At 46.5% G+C, this 20449-nt stretch carries 16 protein-coding genes; all 16 read right to left on the bottom strand.

The annotated features are described in order from the left end of the window. Position 1: 1 nt before the first annotated feature. Positions 2 to 193: a hypothetical protein gene (locus AC0YNZ_RS15220; protein ID WP_475827413.1), complete on the bottom strand. Its 192-nt coding sequence runs from the start codon at positions 191 to 193 to the stop codon at positions 2 to 4. Positions 194 to 202: 9 nt separating this feature from the next. Then, a complete protein-coding gene (locus AC0YNZ_RS15215; RefSeq protein ID WP_475827412.1) occupies positions 203 to 3106 on the bottom strand; it encodes a DEAD/DEAH box helicase in 2904 nt (967 codons plus the stop codon). Next, the gene (locus AC0YNZ_RS15210; RefSeq protein WP_475827411.1) at positions 3103 to 4704 is read right to left on the bottom strand and encodes an SWIM zinc finger family protein; all 1602 of its coding nucleotides are present in this window, start codon (positions 4702 to 4704) and stop codon (positions 3103 to 3105) included. The genes AC0YNZ_RS15215 and AC0YNZ_RS15210 overlap by 4 nt, the downstream gene beginning before the upstream one ends. Positions 4705 to 4842: 138 nt before the next feature. Beyond that, positions 4843 to 6597 carry a sensor histidine kinase gene (locus AC0YNZ_RS15205; protein WP_475827410.1) on the bottom strand — a complete coding sequence of 585 codons (1755 nt, stop codon included), beginning with the start codon at positions 6595 to 6597 and terminating at the stop codon, positions 4843 to 4845. Between the two features lie 28 nt (positions 6598 to 6625). Next, positions 6626 to 7300, bottom strand: a complete 675-nt coding sequence (locus AC0YNZ_RS15200) for a tetratricopeptide repeat protein (protein ID WP_475827409.1) — start codon at positions 7298 to 7300, stop codon at positions 6626 to 6628. A 308-nt stretch (positions 7301 to 7608) separates the two neighbouring features. Further along, on the bottom strand, positions 7609 to 8919 hold the full coding sequence (locus AC0YNZ_RS15195; RefSeq protein WP_475827408.1) for a Spo0B domain-containing protein: 1311 nt from the start codon (positions 8917 to 8919) through the stop codon (positions 7609 to 7611). Between the two features lie 28 nt (positions 8920 to 8947). After that, complete coding sequence (locus AC0YNZ_RS15190) at positions 8948 to 10573, bottom strand: sensor domain-containing diguanylate cyclase (protein ID WP_475827407.1); 1626 nt, start codon at positions 10571 to 10573, stop codon at positions 8948 to 8950. A gap of 201 nt (positions 10574 to 10774) precedes the next feature. Beyond that, a complete protein-coding gene (locus AC0YNZ_RS15185; RefSeq protein ID WP_056636210.1) occupies positions 10775 to 10999 on the bottom strand; it encodes a helix-turn-helix domain-containing protein in 225 nt (74 codons plus the stop codon). A gap of 125 nt (positions 11000 to 11124) precedes the next feature. After that, positions 11125 to 11778 carry a class D sortase gene (locus AC0YNZ_RS15180; RefSeq protein ID WP_475827406.1) on the bottom strand — a complete coding sequence of 218 codons (654 nt, stop codon included), beginning with the start codon at positions 11776 to 11778 and terminating at the stop codon, positions 11125 to 11127. Positions 11779 to 11793: 15 nt separating this feature from the next. Continuing rightward, the gene (locus AC0YNZ_RS15175; RefSeq protein ID WP_475827405.1) at positions 11794 to 12228 is read right to left on the bottom strand and encodes a GtrA family protein; all 435 of its coding nucleotides are present in this window, start codon (positions 12226 to 12228) and stop codon (positions 11794 to 11796) included. Then, positions 12221 to 13222 (bottom strand): glycosyltransferase family 2 protein, encoded by a 1002-nt coding sequence (locus AC0YNZ_RS15170; RefSeq protein ID WP_475827404.1) that lies wholly within the window; start codon positions 13220 to 13222, stop codon positions 12221 to 12223. Before AC0YNZ_RS15170 ends, AC0YNZ_RS15175 begins: the two co-directional genes overlap by 8 nt. A gap of 15 nt (positions 13223 to 13237) precedes the next feature. Beyond that, the gene (locus AC0YNZ_RS15165) at positions 13238 to 17047 is read right to left on the bottom strand and encodes a phospholipid carrier-dependent glycosyltransferase (RefSeq protein WP_475827403.1); all 3810 of its coding nucleotides are present in this window, start codon (positions 17045 to 17047) and stop codon (positions 13238 to 13240) included. Between the two features lie 128 nt (positions 17048 to 17175). Beyond that, positions 17176 to 18039, bottom strand: a complete 864-nt coding sequence (locus tag AC0YNZ_RS15160; protein WP_475827402.1) for a glycosyltransferase family 2 protein — start codon at positions 18037 to 18039, stop codon at positions 17176 to 17178. A 40-nt stretch (positions 18040 to 18079) separates the two neighbouring features. Continuing rightward, entirely contained in the window at positions 18080 to 18826 is a 747-nt protein-coding gene (locus AC0YNZ_RS15155) for a glycosyltransferase family A protein (RefSeq protein ID WP_475827401.1), read from the bottom strand. Positions 18827 to 18849: 23 nt separating this feature from the next. Next, positions 18850 to 19659, bottom strand: coding sequence for a glycosyltransferase (locus tag AC0YNZ_RS15150; protein ID WP_475827400.1), 810 nt, complete (start codon positions 19657 to 19659; stop codon positions 18850 to 18852). A 26-nt stretch (positions 19660 to 19685) separates the two neighbouring features. Further along, the gene (locus AC0YNZ_RS15145) at positions 19686 to 20414 is read right to left on the bottom strand and encodes a sugar phosphate nucleotidyltransferase (protein ID WP_475827399.1); all 729 of its coding nucleotides are present in this window, start codon (positions 20412 to 20414) and stop codon (positions 19686 to 19688) included. Between the last annotated feature and the right edge of the window lie 35 nt (positions 20415 to 20449).

The following is a 20449-nucleotide window of genomic DNA, read 5'->3' as shown; positions in this document are numbered from 1 at the left end:
ATTAGTAACGCATATCGCCCGTTATCTCTTTGATAACCTCATAGAACCGCCGCCACTCTGGATTAGCGCCGTCATTATGACGGTTTTCGAGCGGCTTTTCCTCTTCGGTATGTGAATGATTATGCGCATCATTCGTTTTATTGCTTTCAAGCTGCAATTTTTCCTGTTTGGCGCGCAGACTGTCTTCGGACATTTATAACCCTCATCCCTTCAACCAGCTTTTTCGCAATGCAAAAAGCTCCTTCAGATCCTCGGTAGACATCTCGGTAATCCACTGCTCCGACTGGCCGACGACTTGTTCGTTCAAAGACTGTTTCCGGTCGATCATCTCGTCGATCTTCTCCTCCAGTGTGCCTAGCGTAATAAACTTATGCACCTGAACCTGCTTCGTCTGTCCGATACGGAACGCCCGGTCAGTCGCTTGGTTTTCCACGGCCGGATTCCACCAACGGTCGAAATGAAACACATGGTTCGCCGCAGTCAAGTTGAGCCCCGTTCCGCCCGCCTTGAGCGAGAGCACAAAAGCGCAGCATGGCTCCTCGGTATTTTGAAACTGATCGATCATTTGATCCCGCTTCGCCTTCGGCACTCCGCCATGTAAATAAGGCACCGGCAAACCAAGCTTCTCTTCCAGCAGCTGCTGAAGCTGGTGTCCCATATCGATATATTGGGTGAAGATGAGGCAGCGTTCGCCTTCGGCAGCTATTTCCTCGCACATTTCAAGCAGCCGGGCGACTTTATTGGAGCGTTCTATTTCCCATACAGCCGATTTATCTTCGTCTGCAAGCAGCGAGGGATGATCGCATAATTGCTTCAGCTTCGTTAATGCAGCTAGAATGAGGCCTCTCCGCTGCATCGGTCCCAGCTTATCGAGATTTTCCAGAAGATCCGCAACTATATTCTCGTACATAGCGCCTTGCTCTGCCGTTAATGTCATATATGTTTTCGACTCATTTTTATCCGGCAGAGACAGCTGTATCGAAGGATCCTTCTTGATTCTGCGCAGCATGAATGGCTTCACCCAGCGCTGCAAGCCGGCAATCAGCTTCTCATCACGCGTTTTCTCGATCGGCGTAACGACTTCCTTCCGGAACTCGTTAATATTGCCTAAGTAGCCGGGATTCATGAAGTCATAGATCGACCAAAGCTCCGTCAACCGGTTTTCCATCGGCGTTCCCGTCAGCGCAATGCGATGCTCTGCAGGCAGGCGCCGGATGGCCGTTGACTGCTTCGTATATACATTTTTGATGTTTTGCGCCTCATCAAGGCAAAGCGCGTCCCAATCGACCAAGCTTAAATCCTCTTCATCAAGCTGTGCGAGCGAATAGGACGTAATGACCAAATCCGCCCCCGAAACCGACTCGCGGAATTGTTCTCCCTTATCCCGCTTATTTCCGTAATGAAGCATAACCTGAAGCGACGGGGCAAACCTCTCAAGCTCCTTCTCCCAGTTGCCGATAACAGATGTCGGGCAAATGAGCAGCGAAGGGCCGCCGGTTTGCAGCTTCCTTTCCTTGATATAGACGAGATAAGCCATAAACTGAATCGTTTTTCCTAACCCCATATCGTCTGCAAGCACGCCGCCAAGCCCGAATCTTCTTAGAAACAGCAGCCATGATACGCCCTCCAGCTGATAAGGGCGTAGCTCGCCCATAAAAGAAGGCGGAATTTCAACGAGCGGAATTTGCGACGTATGCTGCAGCTGTTCAAGCCATGACGTTAAATGCTCATTCAGCTCGACCTCCGCCTCCAAAGCCGAGTCCAGCTCGCCGCCGTCATCGAGCGGAATTCCGCCTCTTAGATGCATTTCCAGCACGTCGCGGAAGGACAGCCCTTTCCGCTTGCCCATTCGCTTCAGCCATTGTTTAATTTGCGTCACATCCTGCGGGTCCAAATGAACCCATTCGCCGCCAATATTGAAGAGACGACGGTTCTGCTCCGCCAGATGCAAAAATTCCGCCTCGGTTAAATTAACATCGCCAAGCGCAAGTTTCCAATCAAATTGAACGATTTGATCAAGACCGAACATCGGCTGTGCGGCTGATCCTACCGACGACTTCATCTTCGCCTTCAAACGGAGCTTGCGCGAGCGCACCGCTTCCCACCAGCCCGGCAGAAGAACCGGGCAGCCGGCTTCCAGCAGCCGTACGCTTGCTTCCTCCAAAAACTTCCACGCTTCATTATCCGTCAGCTTCTCCCTAAGCTTGCTCTCGTCCTGCTTATCCCTCAGCTCAGGCAGTGCCGTCGTCCATTTCAGCTGTTCCTTGGCAAGCTTCCCATCAAGCAGCGGCAGCCATTCGGCTGGAATTTGCCGTTCATCATCCGTATCCGCCTCCCATCCATCCTGCCGTTCATTTGGCCGGATAGGCAGCCATGGGCCGCCTTCATGATCCTGAAGCGCAGGACGAAGCCGCCAGAGCGAGGATTGCGCAGGCTCTACGAGCTGAAGCGCAGTACGGAAAGGTAGAATATCTTTACGCAAACCGATTGCAATGAGCCAATCTTCCTCATCGGCAGCTTTCCTTCTTAGCACCGCTTCGCCGGAAGCCGCACCAATATTTCTCCAAGCCTGTGCGGCCTGCTCGTTTTCTTCAATCATTTGCTCGACTGCTCCGCTTATCCACTGCTCGATCCCTATATCGCCATTTTGAACCGCAGCCTTCACATTATCCTTCCATTGCCGGTTAAAATCGGTCTCATGCTCGGGAATGGCCATACGCCAGCAGCGCTTCTCATCCGTCCAACGCATCCAATCAGGGGCAAACCAGCCGTTCAGCAGCGCCGTTCGTATTTGTTCCGCCATCCGAATCAGGACGGACAATCGTTCCGTCCACTCTAATTGAAGCAGACGCACATGCTGCGGCGAGGAAAAATAATCCATTGCAAGCAGCGGCGGTATTTTTAAAAGCTTATGCTCGCCCACGCTAATTTCTTCAATTTCCGCACCGTACCAAGATGCCTTATGCCATGCAAATAACAAGGAACGCAGCTTTCCGTCCGCCGCATCCTTCCGATCGACTGCGCTTAACAAAACGGAGGTTCCGCCTTCGTCCTCGTTCCAAAATCCGTCTATCATTAACTTGCGCGAGCCAATATAGGTTCTCATGTAACAATTTTCCCTTTCCAAAGCTCTTCTTGAAACGCTCTAAGCCGCTGATGCTTTCGTACAAGCCCTGCAATGTAATAATCCCATCTTGCCAAATCCTTGTCGGCTTTATATAAACGCTCCAGCTTCTTCAACTGCTTAACGGCCATCCTGTAGCCTTGACGATTACGGGTCTGAATGGATGCCTCTACCGACTGATGATACAGAGGCATTAATGCCCGCGGCGCAAGCTTTGCAATTTCACGAAGCGCATGGGCGCCAACGTCCTCGGGACGGGAGCCGACGAGCATCTGCAGATCGGCCCATTCCTCATAGCGTTTCTGATCCAGCCAATGATCAGATAATTCCGAATAGGAATGGGGCAGCAGCTGCGTCATATAGTCGGTCCACACCTGCAAGTCAGGACGGTCAAGATCAGCTCTGCGGCATAACGTGACGAACGGTCCTACTGACCGGCCGTTTTTCACTTTATTGACACGCTCGAACAAGAAGCTCATCCAATGCTCCACGAGCTCCCATTTCCCTTCTTCCATACGTTGTGCAGCGCAAGGATACATTACCTTCTGCGAGCGCTCAAAGCTCGTTAATGCAAAATGGCAGATCGCCTGATCATCCCTCATGTCAAAAAAATACATGATTCCGATTGCGGTATGCAGAAACGCCTTATTTACTTCTTCCGCATCTTCAGCCTCAGACAGCTCGACCAGCGAGGCCAGCTCGCGATCATACCAGCTTCTGCTTTCCGAAAGCTTCTCGCATAAGGCCAAGTACATGTATTCCCAATCAAAGAGCTGCCGCTCCGCGCTTGAGGCCCATCCCTTCACCTTAGCAATCAGCGCATCCGCCCAAGCTTCCTCTCCCGGCTCCATCGCTTCGGGAGTTAGTTCCGATACAAGCGTATATAAATGCTCAACCCAGGGCTCAGCCATTCGGATGAACGACATTTCATGATAATATCTGCTGAACGAATCGACCGTGTTAATGGCACGCTCCGCTTGCTCCAGCACAAATACAATGGCCGTTGACCAGTGCAATCGCTGCATAGGCTTCTCCCAATCCTTGGACAGCCCCTTCAATGAAGATAATAACGGCTGAAGCGCATGTAGTGAATGACGGCACTTCCGCCATACTTCGCCATGCGTCTCTTCCATCCATTCCAGCCATTCATCAGCAGTCGCTAATGCACCCGGATGATCACGGACAGCAGCAGGCGCTTTCGGTTCAGTCTGCGTATTTTTGAGCAGCGTGCTCGCAGACGACAGCCCTAATAAGCGAAAATATGACCGCTCCGCTAATGCGTGTCCGCCTTCCTGCTGACTGCAGTATTGAAAATAAACGGCAGCCATATGCTTGCAAAATCCCGTATATGGACACGTACATGAGCTGTACCGCAAATTACCGGCATCAAGGATGACCGCATAAAGATCCGAGCCTTGAACGATGCCATAAAGATTATCATGGCTTCCTTCATTGGCGCTGTTCACTTTGCCTTCCATGTAATATTGCCAGCCGCGCTTCATGATCGTCGTCTCGACATGGACATTTAACTGCTGTTCAATCAGCGCGTGCAGCTTTTCGTTAAGATGCATTACAGACATTCACCCGCTTCCTTTCCGTTCACTTGCATTCTTACTATTATACCAAGCGGAAACGGCTGTTGCCATATTTTGATTAACGGCTATAAATAAAAACGCCCTGCCGACGAATCCCATCAGTCGGTTAGGCGTCATTCTGCTTTATAATGGCATTTTTATGGTAAACGTCAGTTTCCCTGGCGGCTCAGCTGTAACGAATACGTCTCCTTTGTACTGCTTCGCAATCGTTTTTACAATCGAAAGACCCAATCCCTGATGATCCTGCTGCTTAGTCGAATAGCCCGCCTCGAAAATAGGCAGCAATACCGCTTCTTCCGCATTATCGCAGGTGTTCGTAACTGTAAATTCAAGAGATGCGGGCGTCTGCTTGCCGACAAGCGTCACGTGGCGACGATCCTCGGCATACTTAAGCACCTCGTCGAAGGCATTATCGATCAAATTCCCGAGCATGCGGTTGACATCAAGCGTCCTAACGCCCATCTCCTGCATATTCAATCCGGTAAACGAGCAGCTGAATTGAATTTTATGGCTCTCCGCCTGTGAAATTTTCGCGCGGACAAGTGCTGCTATGGCGGGATTGCCGATATTAATAATATCGTTCATCATTCGAATATCGCCGGTCAGCTCCTTCGTGTAGGCAACCAGCTCCCGCGATTTGTCCAGCTCAGCCAAAGAGTGAATCGTCTGCACATGGTTCAAGAAATCATGTCTCTGCGCTCTGATCGATTGGAACATTTGGTTAATCTCGTCAACATAGGTTTCTTGCGTGACTCGAACGACCTTATCGCGCGACTGCCTGTAGGATCTCATAGCAAGAACGGCTATTAACAGACTGAAGCCGGTTACGACAAGAATAATTATGCTTAAATTCAAAAACTGCGAATCCAGTTTTTCTTGAATGACATGATAGTCGGAGGTGAGCATCAGGACGTAGCTGTTCATCGGCTGCCCGTCCCGGTCGGTAATGTTAATGCCGTTTTCGTTAACAAATACCGGAATATACATTTTAAAAATTTCTGTTCCGTCTATATTTTCACGCAGAGTTACGGTTTCCTTCGAGAAATAAGCTTTTCGCACCAGCCTCGTATCCTGCGCTGATTTCATCTTATATGAGCCGTAAAAAATAGGCTCCTGCACTTTATGTCCTTGAACCAAGCCTTCCGGATTTATCGTGTCTTTACCATCAGGGAACGTTTCCGGATTTATGAAGGCAATTTCCTTCAGTGAATCGCTGCTTTGAATGGAGTTTTCGATCATCCGATGAACGCCTGTGGCAATTTCATACTCTTCCTGCCGCTCATAATCCACATAAGGATCAATAATATAATTAGTAGCTCCGTCGTAATAATAGCCCCATTTGTTAAGCTTATCGACATCGGTCGTAGATACCTCGAACGGTCCGCTCCAGAAATTCGGAAGCGATTGTCCAAGCCAGTCCACCGAAGCATTCTTATTCTCGAACAGCTGGTTAAATACTTCGTACCACGGCTTCCATGTCTTCGTGCTCGTATTAAGCTGGTTTACATTGGACGACTTGTATAACACGATATCATCGGGCAATTTTTTGAGAAGCGTTATGTGGCTAAGACCCAACTTGTCGCGGAGCTCCATCAACTGCTCGGTCGTTACCTTCTCAATATCAGGATCAAGGGCATATTGGATTGCGATCGATGCGGAGCGCAATTCGCGTCCGATCTGATTTTGAAACTGTTCGGAGCCCTCGCGTGACTGCTCCAGAGAAATTTCCAGCCGTTTTGCATGAGTCAGGAGTTCTTCTTTAAAAGAGTCTTCCAGCGTTTTTTTAGTAAGAAAATAATAAGCCGTGTTATTCAATAAAACGAGTACGACGATAACACTGATCGCCACAAGCCAAATGTTGCGTTGCATCTCCTGCATCTTGCCCTTCTATCTATTATAGCTTTCCTTAACCGGCTATCTTTCTCCAAAACAGCCGGACGGCCCATTTGCGTTCCTGCCGTTTCTTATAACGCGGAAGCATGCGGTAAATACGCAGCCCTTCCTGGGTAGAGCGCCTAGCTTCCTGTGCGTTTCCAAGCTGCTTATAAATCGAAGCCAGCTGTTCATAAGCTTCGCAGGACGAGGAATTAATCGCTTGAAAAGCATGTATGTGTGTAAGAGCCTGCTCTGTCCGGCCGCTCGAGAAATGCGATGCAAGCCGCAAATAAGGAGCGCCGTATTTGACACGCGGATTAAGTTCCAGCCCGCGGAGCGTAAAGGCCACCCCGCGTTCCTCGTCTCCGCTGTATAAACAGCACGTTCCCAGATCATCCCAAAATTCAGCCGAATCCTCGAGCGTCTGCTGCAGAGGCTCAAGTAAGCCGACAGCCTCGCTATATTTTTTTCGCTCGATTAAAAGGCGGGCTAGCTCATGCTTGGAGGATACATCATTCGGCGAACGGTCAATCTGCTGTCTGAGCTTTTTTATTCTGGAAATTCTCTTTAACGGCTTAAATAGGCTTGGCGTTAACCCGACAAAGCGGCGGTCCAGCACATAAAGCACAATAAGCATGACGAGAATGGCGATAAAAGGGTTGCCAAACAACCACATCAAAATTAGAAAAAGACTAATTTTTAACATCTTATCCTCCTATAGAGCTTGAGATTGACTGTTCATTTCGCAAGCAATCACACAATTTATTGTTCAAATATGGTTCGATTATACCATAATCCTATTGATTATTGACCAAAAATAGCAATTTGTAACTATAAATACACGAATCCAACCGATTACAAGCGGGTCTCGAGCTAGGCTCGGCTGATGAGGTTCGAGCTTACATGGAGGAGCATGTTCCTGCTCTGAAATAACAAAAAAAACAGGATGGGGATAAATTCCTGACCTGTTTTTTTTATGCTTAAGCATGATCGGATATGCCGGATTCATGCGGTTTAAATCGTAATTTGAATAAGAACCTTGCCGGACTCATAACGAAAAAAAATATCGCCCTTATATTTCTCTACGGTTCTCTTTACAATGGAAAGGCCGTTCCCCCTTGCCGCCAGGCCCCTGCCTTTCGTCGTAAACCCGGCCTGAAAGAAGCTGCTTTGCTCTTTATCCGTAAGCAGTGCCGGATTTTCAGTGGCAAAAATATATTTACCATTATCCGCTTTGCAAATGACATGTATTTCTTGCGGCAGCTCGCCGGCAGCTGATTCCACTGCTTCGATCGCATTATCCAGCAGATTCGAAAAAAGCTTGACCAAATCCATAGACTCCACTTGATCGAATTCATCAAAATCCGTTTCAAAGCTGATTTGAATATTTTTCGAGTGAGCCAGCTCCCGCTTGCTCTGGAACAGCACCATCAGGATCGGATTTTTAATGCGCAGGGACATATCCAATGTTTTGGATTCAACGGTCAGCTGCTTCAAATATTCATGCGCTCTATCATACATTCGTATATCCATTAAGCCATTTAGCACCTGAAGATGATTCATCAGATCATGCCTGCTGGATTTAATAGTCTCCATTATTTTACCCAGCTCGGAAATGTACATTTTCTCCGATTCCTTCAAATCTTGTTTGAGACGGGCTTTGTACAGCTTGTTCAACAGATAGACGCCCGCCAATAATGCAAATGCGAACAAGACGTCCATTCCGAAGATCAGCGTATTATTTGAGATCACCTGTTTGCTGATATTCCCTAAATCCTTGGCATCGATGTCAATTCCAACAACGCCAAGTACGGCTCCATTCTCGTCAAAAAAAGGCACACCAATAGACATATAAGACCCATTAAGCTCATCGTGTATAATGCCCGTGTAATAGTTCATGCCTTTTTTAGCACGCTGAACCTCATCAGGAGGCACTGTGCATGGAAATCCAATCGGCAAATCCTCCACATCAGGAGGAATAGACGAAACCATCACCTTAGAAACATCGCTTTCATCCAGTAATAGAATATACACGTACAAGGCATTAATTCGTTCGCGGTACTCCTCCAAATACAGCTTCGTTTTCTTGCGGTTCTCATCATCTGATTTTGTCAGTAAAAACTTCTCATAAACAGCTATATCAAGACCATGTGCGATGTCCATCCCGATTTCAGTATACTGCTTGGCCAGTGTAATTTCCGCCGATTTGGTCGTGGACTGATAAGAGAAAAACAGCTTAATCCCGGTAAGCACACTTAATGCCGCTATCGAAATTACGATAAAATAAATCATTCTTTTTTTGATAGTTAATGAACTTTGCTTCATGGTTTTGTTTCCTTTTCTTCACATCAATTTAAATACAATTATCAGATATCTGCATAAGCGATTCCGCCATCATCGTCCGGTTTCTTCCTGCATGCTTGGCCCTATACAACGCTTGGTCAGCTAACAGGAACAATTCATCAGCGTTACTTGACTGCGACGGAAAATGAGCAACTCCGAGCGAAACCGTTATCGTCTGCTTTAAATGATTCTCGCTCTTCTCCATCATCGTGCGGATTCGTTCAGCGACTTCAAAGGCATTATTCGCTGCGGCAAAGGGCAGGAGAACAACGAATTCTTCGCCTCCATACCGGCAGCACACATCGTCCGGCCTTATGGATAAAGCGACAATCCCAGCCAGATGCTGCAATACTCTGTCGCCCTCTTGATGTCCGAAGGTATCATTTATCAACTTGAAACGATCGATATCCAATACGATGATCGAGAAGGAGGTTTGCGCCTCCGTCCACTGCTTCATAATCGTTTCTAACGTTCTTCGATTACGCAGACCGGTTAAAGGGTCGGTCATAGCTGCATGAGTCAATTGGTCGGTCTGCGCTTTAATCCCGTTCAAAGCAAGGATCACCGTTTGGGTTAACAAGTCGGCTTCTCTGTTCCAATGCTGCTTCGTATCCGGAAGCGTTACTTCTTCCTTCCCGATTCTGCTGACAATGTTAGCAAGGGTTACGAAAGGCTTGGCTAATCGGCGCGCAAGCCAAATCGTTACCAGCATCAATAATATGAATGGGAGCAGCATATACAGCAGAATCGCTTGTATATGACTGTTCAATTGTTCTTTAATGATACGGATGGGAGAAAGCACGATGATCCCCCACTGATTATCCGGCACATACGAGTATCCTGCCAGCAGCGTCACACCTTTTGAGTTATTAACTGTCTGCCCATACCCGCTTTTGCCTTGTATGAGCTTCTGGACAATGGGGTCCGAGCTGAAGTCCTTGCCGATTCGGCTTTTTTCAGGATCATACAGCACATGGCCATCGGAGCCCACAACATAAAAGTAGGAGCCGCTATCGCCGCTTGGGCTTTCGTTACCGAAAATCATGTTCAAAACGTTGTTTTCTTGCAGATAAATGGACCCTCCGATAAAACCGCGATAAACACCGGCATTGTCGAATATCGGCTCGCTGATAAATACGATAAGACGTTTCGTTCTGGTGCTCAAATAAGGCTTGGATATGTAAGGCTTTCTGGAAGCCAAAGCCTCCTTGGCTGCCTCCGTCTTAATCCTCCCTCCTGCGGTCCCTATCGATGAAGGAGATACTGTGCGAATAAGACCAGTTTCATCCACCACGACGATAGAATTGAAATAGTTGCTGCTGTTGCGTATCAATTCAAGATAATTGTCTGAATCTGTTGCGTTCATCCCGCTATTAATTGAGTAGAAAGCCGCAGCGTTTTTCAGGCTGCCATGCATCGATTTAAATACAGAGTCCATCGTTTGACTCATATTAGATGCAGTTGAAAGATTCAAAGAAAAAGTCGTATCGTATAACGATTTTTTTTTCGATTGATAGGATGAAATGAGCAGAATCGTTAGCGTAAGAAGGACAGAGATCGAGACCAAACCTGTCAGCAGCGTAGCCAAGCTGATTTTATTTTTTTGCTTTGTGTGAATCAGGCGTAGTATGGGCATATTGAAACCTTCCTTACTGAGATGATATTACTATTTATTCGACGAGATTCGACAATCCCCTCTTCCTTATTTGGTTTATTTTCCAAAATTAGAAAGCTTCATTACAAATTGAGCCGCTGCCCTTCAAAGGTTGTCCCCATAAGCCGTATTGAGCAAAAAATAAGACAGCATATGGCTATGCCGTCTGATAGTGTTGCTATGTCAGATTTGTAATTCACCAAGCTTGATTAGCTCGACAACCGCTTGTGAACGACCCTTTACGTTCAACTTTTGCATGACATTAGAAATATGGTTGCGGACGGTCTTCTCGCTGATGAATAGTTGCTGTGCAATATCTCTTGTTGTCTTGTCCTGTACCAATAGCTCGAATACCTCGCGTTCACGATGCGTCAATAAAAACTTGCTCTTCTGGTCGCTACCCTTCAATGTTTGTCACCCCTCCTTGCGCGGGTTTTTATGGTTTAACAAGGTTAAGGGATACAGTCAACTTATACTATGAAGGGGCGAATGTATTGGTGCTGTTACTCGCAGAAAATGGGCTCTGATGCCGTTTACATCTTAGCGTGAATGATTAAGCGGTGCGTGGGGTTTACGATTGGATCGCAGGTTATTAAGGTAAGCAGTTTATCCTTTTTGTTGTAATTAAGTACAGACACGTCCGTAGGCTTTACAATCGAGACTTTATACACCGTGTATATATAGGATTGGTCCTTCGTCTCTACGACGATTTTATCTCCAGCCGCTACTTCTCCGAGCCGGTTAAACAATCTCCCTCTCGAACGCATCCGGTGACCGGCGATTGCCGCGTTGCCGACTTGGCCTAAAGCTGCCGTTTCCTTCAAATGGGCGGTGGCCGATTTCATGTTTTTCTGTGTAGCGCCTTCGACGACAGGCAGCTTGAGCTTTATTTTGTCAATCTTAATCGTCGCGATCGGCGTAATCTTTTGCACGGCAGGAGTCGATGAAGGAGCTTCCGTAGGCGCAGTGGTTGGTTGTTCTGTCGCAGCCGATTCATCGTTAAACAGGTCCGTAAGCTGCTCATACTGCTGCTGCGCCTGCTGCTGAGGTATTTCATCGTAGTTTGCATCTTCCCACTGTTCCAACAGCTTATTCTGCTGAAGGTTATCATACCATTCATTTGCTTTTGGATACAGCAGGATGAGAATACCAACAATTATTAATGAGTAGGACAATATTTTTTTCATCTTACCCTCCTCCCGCTAACTGCTCTCCGTCTGCGATCCACCCGACGCGAAAACCCATTTTTTACTCCCGTAAAAATTAAGCAACACGGTAACCGCCGTTACAATAAGCTTGGCGATTACGTCATTCATTCCCCACCACTCCGTTAAGGCGGCAAGCAAGAGCAGCGTAATGCCAAGCAGAATACCATTCCAAGCGATGAACCTCACGCTCATGCCCAGCTGCTGCCGCCTCGTGGTTATTCTGCTGCCTTTACCGAAGGTATATCGGCTGTTAAGCACAAAGCTGTTGATCATTCCTGCGCCGTAAGCGATCACCTGGGCGAGTAAATAATAAGTGCCTAACCAAATCAGAATGGTGAACAGTAAGAAATCGACTGCCGTATTGAGCAGTCCGACTATATTAAATGCTATAAATTGCGCGATGAGCCTTTTGCGTACCGTTTTAAACATACTCTCTGACCCGATCCGAATCCTTGGCTGCCGCCGTTTTATCGCCATCGTTCTCCGGGAAGCCTTGTACCTCTCGCACGATATAAAGCGGCCTGTTCTTGGACTCATCATAAATCCGGCCGATATATTCGCCGATGATGCCAAGGAGCATAAGGATGATACCGTTAAAAAATAGATTGACCGCGACGATCGATGCCCATCCCGCAATTGTGCTGCCCGTAAACAGCCTCTGGAATATGACGACTATCAGGTATAGAAAGCTCGTCAACGATAAGGCAAAGCCGATATAGGCGGCAATCTTCAGCGGTTTATAGGAGAAAGAGGTAATCCCGTCAATCGCAAAAGCGATCATTTTCTTTAACGGATATTTGGTTTCGCCTGCAAAACGTTCCTCCCGCTCGTATTCGACCATTGTCTGCCGGAAGCCGATCCAGCTAACCAGGCCGCGTACGAACCGGTTCTTTTCTTTCAAGCCGCGCAGCACGTCGCATACCTTCCGGTCGATTAAACGGAAGTCGCCCGTATCAACCGGAATATCGACATTGGTCAAGCCCCTCAGGATGCGGTAAAAAATTTTAGCGGTCAGTTTCTTAAAGGCAGTCTCGCCCTTACGCTTTAGCCGCTTGCCGTATACAACCTCAAAGCCTTCTTTCCACTTCGCAATCATATCGATAATAACCTCAGGCGGGTCCTGCAAATCCGCATCGATGACGACAATCGCATCTCCCTTCGCATAGTCCATCCCGGCCGAAATCGCGATCTGATGCCCGAAATTACGAGAGAAATTAATGAGACGGACGTTCGGATCGAAATCGCAGATCATGGAAACTAATTCAACGGTACGGTCTTTACTGCCATCATTGACGAAAATAAGCTCATACGATTCATCCGCGTTATCCATAACCAGCTTCAGCCGCTCATACGTATGCTCGATAACCTCTTCTTCGTTATACATAGGAACGATAATGCTGTACTTCACAGCCGCTTGCTTCATTCGTATGCCCCTCTCTTAAAATAACCAACTCGGAAACCAGCGCAGCAAATGCTCCACATACCAGCTTTTCACGGTCATACCGGATAAAGCAGGATAAAAAACGATAAATAACAAAATCGATGCCGCCAAAAAGAGGTTGCGCACGAGCTTAAAGCCCGGTCTTTTCTCTTCGATCACCTTGAATATATACACCAAACTCAGTATGATAAACGGCACCATCGCGAAATAGTGATAAAGAAACGTAAGCCGGGTAACCAGCATCCAAGGCACGTACTGCGCCAAGAAGGCGATCCATACCGGATACATCGTTTGGTCTCTTCGTTTGATACTGATCCAAATCGTTGCCGCCATCGCGAAAATGCCTGCCCACCAAATGAGCGGATTTCCCATCGCTACAATTGTTGACTTCATGCCTTCGGCCATATTATCGCCTGAATAATACCATACCGGCCTCTTCATAAACGGCCACTCCCACCAGGAGGAAGAGAAGGGATGCGTCGAAACAAGATGGCTATGGTAACTAAACATATGTTTTTGATAATCGATAAAGCTTTTTACGGTATACCCTTCATCCATTACGGTCAGCACCGGTATATAGGACAAAGCATAAATCCCAAGCGGAATAACGATATAGAACACGAGACAAACGGCAAGCGTTATGATCGTATAGCGGGGAAATACCTTTATGATATGCTGCAGCCTGTCATGGTTTAAGGACAGATCCGGCGTCTTCGCCTTATGCAGAACACGTTTGGCAGCCGCATACTCCCTGTACCTTGCAAATAACGACAGGCCAAGCATAACCGCCAGGCCTGCGCCCCCATAGAGCACGATCCACTTGGATGCAACGCCGATTCCAAAAAACAACCCTGCCAAAAACAATGGGAGAAGCGTGACGCCGAGCTTGACCCGGTAAAAACTTAATGAATAATATTTGTGCATGAAATAGAACATCATCATAATGAAAAATACGCCGTAAACGTCAATTGTCGCAATTCTCGTTTGCGTAAAATGCATGAAATCGGCAGCAAACAGCGCTGTGGCAAGTCCTGCATAAACGCTGCTATTAAACAGCCTTCTAGCGAATACATACATTAACGGCAGCATCGCAATGCCAAACAGCGTACCCGCTATGCGCCAGCCAAACGGATTAAGACCAAACAGCTTAATACCGAGTGCAATAATAAGTTTGCCAAGCGGCGGATGCGTATTCTCGTAAGCCACTATATGCTCCAAATGCTCATAGGCAGTACGTGCATGATAAATTTCATCGAAATAGGATCCGTTCATAAAGGTCGCGTTAACCTTCGCCAGCTGTTGTTCATCGAACAGCAGCTGCACGCTGCCTCTTTTGGCATCCTTCGCCTGCTCATCATTTATTCCGACGATTGGCAGAGGTATTTTGTTGCTTGGCCCGTAAATCGCAATTTCATGCATGGAGAAGCCTGCTTGTACAGCAGTAAGCTTTATATAACGGGCTTGCAGCACAGCCGGCTGGCTGGTCCAAGTAAACACAGCGACATGGCTGCTGTCTATTTCCATTACGTTGTCCCAATCGGTGCCATTTTGACTGAATTCGTATTTGAATTTTCCGGTACCGACTCCGCCAAAGCTGTTAATGCGGTCCAGCTGCTTCACCTCGCCCAAATCAACGAAAAAGCTTTGGCCGGCCGCTGCAGGCTGCCATGCGGTTTCCGGTCCTTTCATCTCGCCAAGCTGGTATAGGGCAACGAGCGCGTAAACAAGCGTTATTGCGCCCATCCATTTCCAATCCTTGCGCTCCAGCCGCTTTGGCTCCTGCTTTACTGCCAAGGGCGCTCCGATTTTGAACGCAGATAAGCTGCCTCGGTCTATCTGCAGCAGCTCGTCCTCCGATAACGGATCTACCAGCTTCACCCTGCCTCGCACATATTTATCATATCCGATATAAAGCAAGTATAGCAGCAGTCCAATATTGGCTATAGAACATAATAAAACAATGCCGTTAGAAGGGACGTTCGTGCTTACTTTGCTGTAATCCAGCACATAAGCAATATTGATGAAGCCCGTAATGCTAAATCCCAAATATACCATTAGCAGTCTTCGGTCGAGCGATTGTATGAAGGCAAAGATCGCGAGCAGCAGCACAGGAAACAAATAACGCTCATGCATTTTTGTTACACCGATGAACACGACGACGATCAGCACCATGGCCACAAAATAAGCGCGCTTCGACGAATCGCCATCCTGCTTTCTCAATGCGAAATATGCGGCTAACGCTGCTGCTGCCAAAATAAAGATCGTCCCCCAGTTTTGGAACGAAAACAGCAGCCATGTATCGGTAATCGGCTTCCAATTATCATTCGTCAGCGCATAAAGATTAAAGGCATTCAGCGTCGCATACGGGTAGGAGGATAACGTTCCCTTGTACAAATCAATGAGACTAGGCAGCCCGCCATTGCCCCAGAAAAACGGCAGCGCGAGCAAAATAAACGTCGTAAAGCCGTAAAATGCGCTCGCAGGAATTTGTTTCCAGGTCTTCCGGCAAACGAACCAGAGCAGCAGTACCGGCATGAAAATGAACGCTTGCGGCTTGATCAGCGCCGCAATGGCGTACCATACGGAAGCGCGCTCGATTTTATTTTCCGCAATGCCGTGAATGGACAGGATGAGCACCAGCGTAAATATCGAATCGACTTGGCCCCATGCGGCCGAATCCACAATAACAGCCGGATTGAATAAATAGAGCAGCGCAAGCGCTAATGCTACGGAATAGCCTGCTTTCTTTTTACCCGTTCGTAATATAATATACGCAGCTGCCAAATCAGCTATAATCGCAGGCAGTTTGAACAGCAGCATCGCTGCACGAGAAGCGGCATCAAGCGAAAGCATATTTTTAACGATGCCTAATCCATAAAGAATATAAATATAGCCGGGCGGGTAGTCTACAAACATTCCCGTATGGTAAAAGCCGGAAAGCCCCTGCTTCGCGGCATGGTCGGCCCAAGCCATAAACAAAGCAATATCGTTGGCATAGCCTTTGCTGGAAACAGCAATCCATAGCCGAAGGACTAGCGCCCCACTAAATACGAGAGCAACAATCATTTTATGCGAATGCGGCTTCTCGTCCAGCCAGCTGCGGCCGCGAAGCAGCTTCTTGTAAATTAACACGAAAAACAAGCTGAACAGAGCCGTAGACATAAGCAAAGGAAATACAGATCCGACCGTACCGGCAGCCTGATCATCTTGACTCGACTCTGTAGGCACCAGGCTGAAAACCTCCGCGCCTGCGGGAGCCTTCGAAACCTTCTCTACGCTCACGTCATCGAAGTATGCTTTCCCGGTGTTGATGCTCCCGTAGCCGCCAAGACTTGCGCCGAACGTCATGCTTTTCTGATCCTTGCCCGTCTTCGCGTAAAAATGAACGTAAGCCCACTTTCCGTTCGTATCCTTCACATCCGGGTATGTAACGGCAACGCCGTCAATGAAAAAATGAGCTCCGGTTGCATCCGGACCTATATGCTCCGCCTTCACATATCCGGAAATCTTATAGATCGCCTTCGGCTTAACGCTGACCGTTTGCGTCCAGCGCGAGTGATTCGCTTCGACATTCTCGAGCACGGCTGAATAGCTGCCTGTATGGGCCTCTGCGTCGCTAATCGTATAAGCGGTTATATTCCCTTCCTTTAGGTAGGCATCGTGGCTCCAATCATTAGGAGCAGTGCCCGAAACGTTTTCAAAACTAGCATTTTTTAATAGATTATTTGCGGCATGTCCTATTGCTGCAGGCCATATAAGAGTTAAGAGTAGGATGGTTATTATAGCGCGGATGGACAGTTTAATCATCGTTCCAGTTTCCACCTCATATCGGCATTTGTAAGATTTTTTACAGGTAAAATACAATTTAACTCTATAAGATAATAATACGATGGTCAATGAAATACACAAAAAAAAGACGCCTAATCGGCGCATGTTCAATCGTTAGGAATAGCCCTGCTTACGATCTCGCTGAATCGGTTCGTACGCGCAACGGTCTTTGCTCTAAGAATCCGGAACGTCCTGGCCGTAACCTTCCATGTATGCTTCGTTTGATTCCCTCTCCTGATAGCAGTGAAATTGTATTGGCTGGTAGAGGCTATTTTATACCCCTTTTTCAAGCAGTCATGCAAAAACCTCATATCTGAGCCCTTGCGCAAGTTGGAAAATACGACACCCGGATAAATCCTTTTCTCGAACATAATCGTCGCTCCGGCTACAAGCCTTTGCGCCGGCATGCTGGCTTCCATGAGCTTCGAGCTGCTGCGAAAGAACATGTAAAACTTATTTTTCCCTATAACGTTCGCACCGGTCCGTTCAAATTCCGCCATCGCTTCAGATAAATAGTGCGGAGCATAGAAATCATCATCGTCAAATTTGGCAATGATTTCGTATTTCGCTTTGCTGATTCCGTAGTTCAGGCATTTACCAAGCGGCGATTTCTCGGGCAGTCTGTAGACCGACACTTGACCGAAACGCTTCGCATATTTTTGATAGCTCTCCAAGCTCATACGATCATTGTTTAATAGGATAATAAGCTCTTTCGTCTTCCAATGCTGACGGCTGTAGTTTAAAAACAATTGCTTCATATATTCCGGCTTATTGGTTGCCGTAATGATGGATACTCCCTTAGGCTGATGCTTCGTTATTTGAACTTCTGCTGAAGCCGATTCTTTCGTTTCCATTATATCCTGCAGCTCCGTTCTTTCCGGCGAAATCGGTAATTCCGTTGATTCCGGCATTTCAAGTACCTCCGCCTGTTCAGGCTTATCCGGCAAATCAAGCATCTTACTGCACCTCATTAATAAAATCCTCATTTGCATTGTACGTGAAAGCTCTCTATTAGGAACGGCTATCGTCACGAGTTTGTTTAGCATTATAAATATATTTCTTCAATATGACGCTCACCTTCGAACGATTCTTCACGAAGTTTGTCTTGGACAATAATCTCTGATTTAATGTGTTTCTTTCATGGACAACAACCATATAGTTCCGCTTGCCATTCTTGGTTAGAATTTCATGCTTATGATTAATGACGGAAGTATGTCCGCGGGGAGTTTGATATCTAACTCCTTTAAAATAATCGTTGGTCTTATAAATAAACGTATAAAAAGGCGGAGAGGGTTTCATTACGGTAGCCACGCGGTGGCGCAAGCTGTCATAAACGTATCCCGTTTGGTTGATAAGCGCGCGGGTTTTCGGCTTAGGTTTATAATTGTGCAATTGCCGGATATAAGATTTATGGTACATATCATCACAATCCAAACGAACAAGGTATAGATATTTAAAGCCGCGTGCCAGCTTTTTTTGAGCTTTCAAATACTGTCCGTCCGGTACAAATTGAACGTTGCCAGGAAGCGGTTCATACTTGTTCAGCGTTTGAATAATGATAGACTCGGAAGATTCCGCATACCGGACAAGGACATTAAACTTTTGGTTGGTTTGATTTTTGAGGCTTTGCAAGGTATATTTCATAAAGATTGACATTCTATACTCAATCCACCGCTTCGTCAAACCTACTTTCCATCGATTTCCAGGCTTTGACCGGTTATTAAATTCAATACCAACAATAATCTTTTTACTGGACATTCCTTTTCCTCCTTGCATTCTTGTCAAGCGTTCATTTTTGTAGCAGAACTAGACTCTGAGTTATCTCCATCTTTGGATGTTATTATTTGCGGATTCAGCTTCGGCTCAAGTTCTTCTTTAATCTCTTTACAAAAATCGCCTAGAATATGATCTAGTTTTACTCGATTAGTTTTGAATATTGCTTTACGCAGCAAGTTTTGATTTAACGTATTGCGCTTATGAACAACGATCATATAGTTTTTGTTACCTTCCCTGGTTAAGCTTTCATGCTTTAATTTAATTACTGCTCTGTGTCCTCCAGGAGTTGAATATCTTTTTCCTTTCGCGTATTCATCTACCTTATAGATTAAAGTAAAGAATGGTGGGGATTGCTGGTTGATGGCTGCGAATCGCTGTCGGATAGCATCATATACATAACCTCTTTGATTAATTAATGCTTGAGTATTCGATTTAGGGCGATAATCGGTTAACTGTTGTACAATGGATTTGTGATACATATCGTCACAATCCAAACGCACTAGATATAAATGGTCGAATCCGGTGGTCAATTTCATAATATTTTCCTGGTATTTGCTTGCCGGAACAAATTGAATGTTTTCCGGAAGCGGTTCATACTTGCTGAGTTCCAGCTTGATCAAAGGCTCTGTGCGATCCGCATATTGAATAAGAGCCACAAAATCTTGATTGGTCTGCTTCTTTAAGCTTTTCATCGTATATGTCATAAATACATTCATTCTGTAATTAATCCAGCCTGCAGTTAAACCGATTTTCCACTCAGGTCTCGTCGATCTCGAGTTGAATTCGATCCCGAAGATGATTCTTTTCGATAACAACTCCCGTCACTCCTTTAGCCGCTGATTCATTGCGTTTCACCGTTGAAATCCTTTAGCCTTATATTAGCTTCGTGAAGCGATTCAAATGTGCCCGCATCAATCCACCAGCCGTTCATAATATTAAAGGTAAGAGTTCCTTCAGAGGCATATACGTTGTTAACGTCCGTAATTTCCAGCTCGCCCCGGCCGGAGGGCTTGATACGCTTGATTACCTCAAATACGCTGCCATGATACATATAAATTCCGGTAACCGAGAAGAAAGATTTGGGATTCGTTGGTTTTTCTTCAATTTGTATGATCCTGTCTTTTTCAATTATAGGCACCCCGTATCTGCGCGGATCGGCGACCTGCTTAAGAAAAACTTTCGCTCCTTTTTCCTGATTAGTAAAATCTTTAACCAGCTTGACAAGCGATTCATCAAATAAATTGTCTCCCAGAAGGACAACAAACTTTTCGTGCGGTTGGACAAAATGTTCGGCGGTCATCAGTGCCTGAGCGATTCCTCCGGCCTCCTCCTGTATCTTGTACGTAATGCTTACTCCCCACTCTTTACCGCTTCCTAATAAATCCGTAAAAAGCCCCGCTGATTGTTTTCCTGTTACAATTAGTATGTCTTCGATCCCCGCTCTGCGCATTTTTTCTATTGCGTAATAGATCATGGGATATTTCCCAACAGGTATCAGGTGTTTGTTTATCACTTTCGTTAATGGCCAAAGGCGTGTTCCAGTACCTCCAGCAAGTATCACACCTTTCAAAAAATTACCTCCTAACTAAAATAAGAAAATCTCTA

The sequence above is a fragment of the Paenibacillus sp. J2L1-98 genome (assembly GCF_056269405.1).
This window is presented reverse-complemented; position numbering and strand designations above follow the sequence as displayed.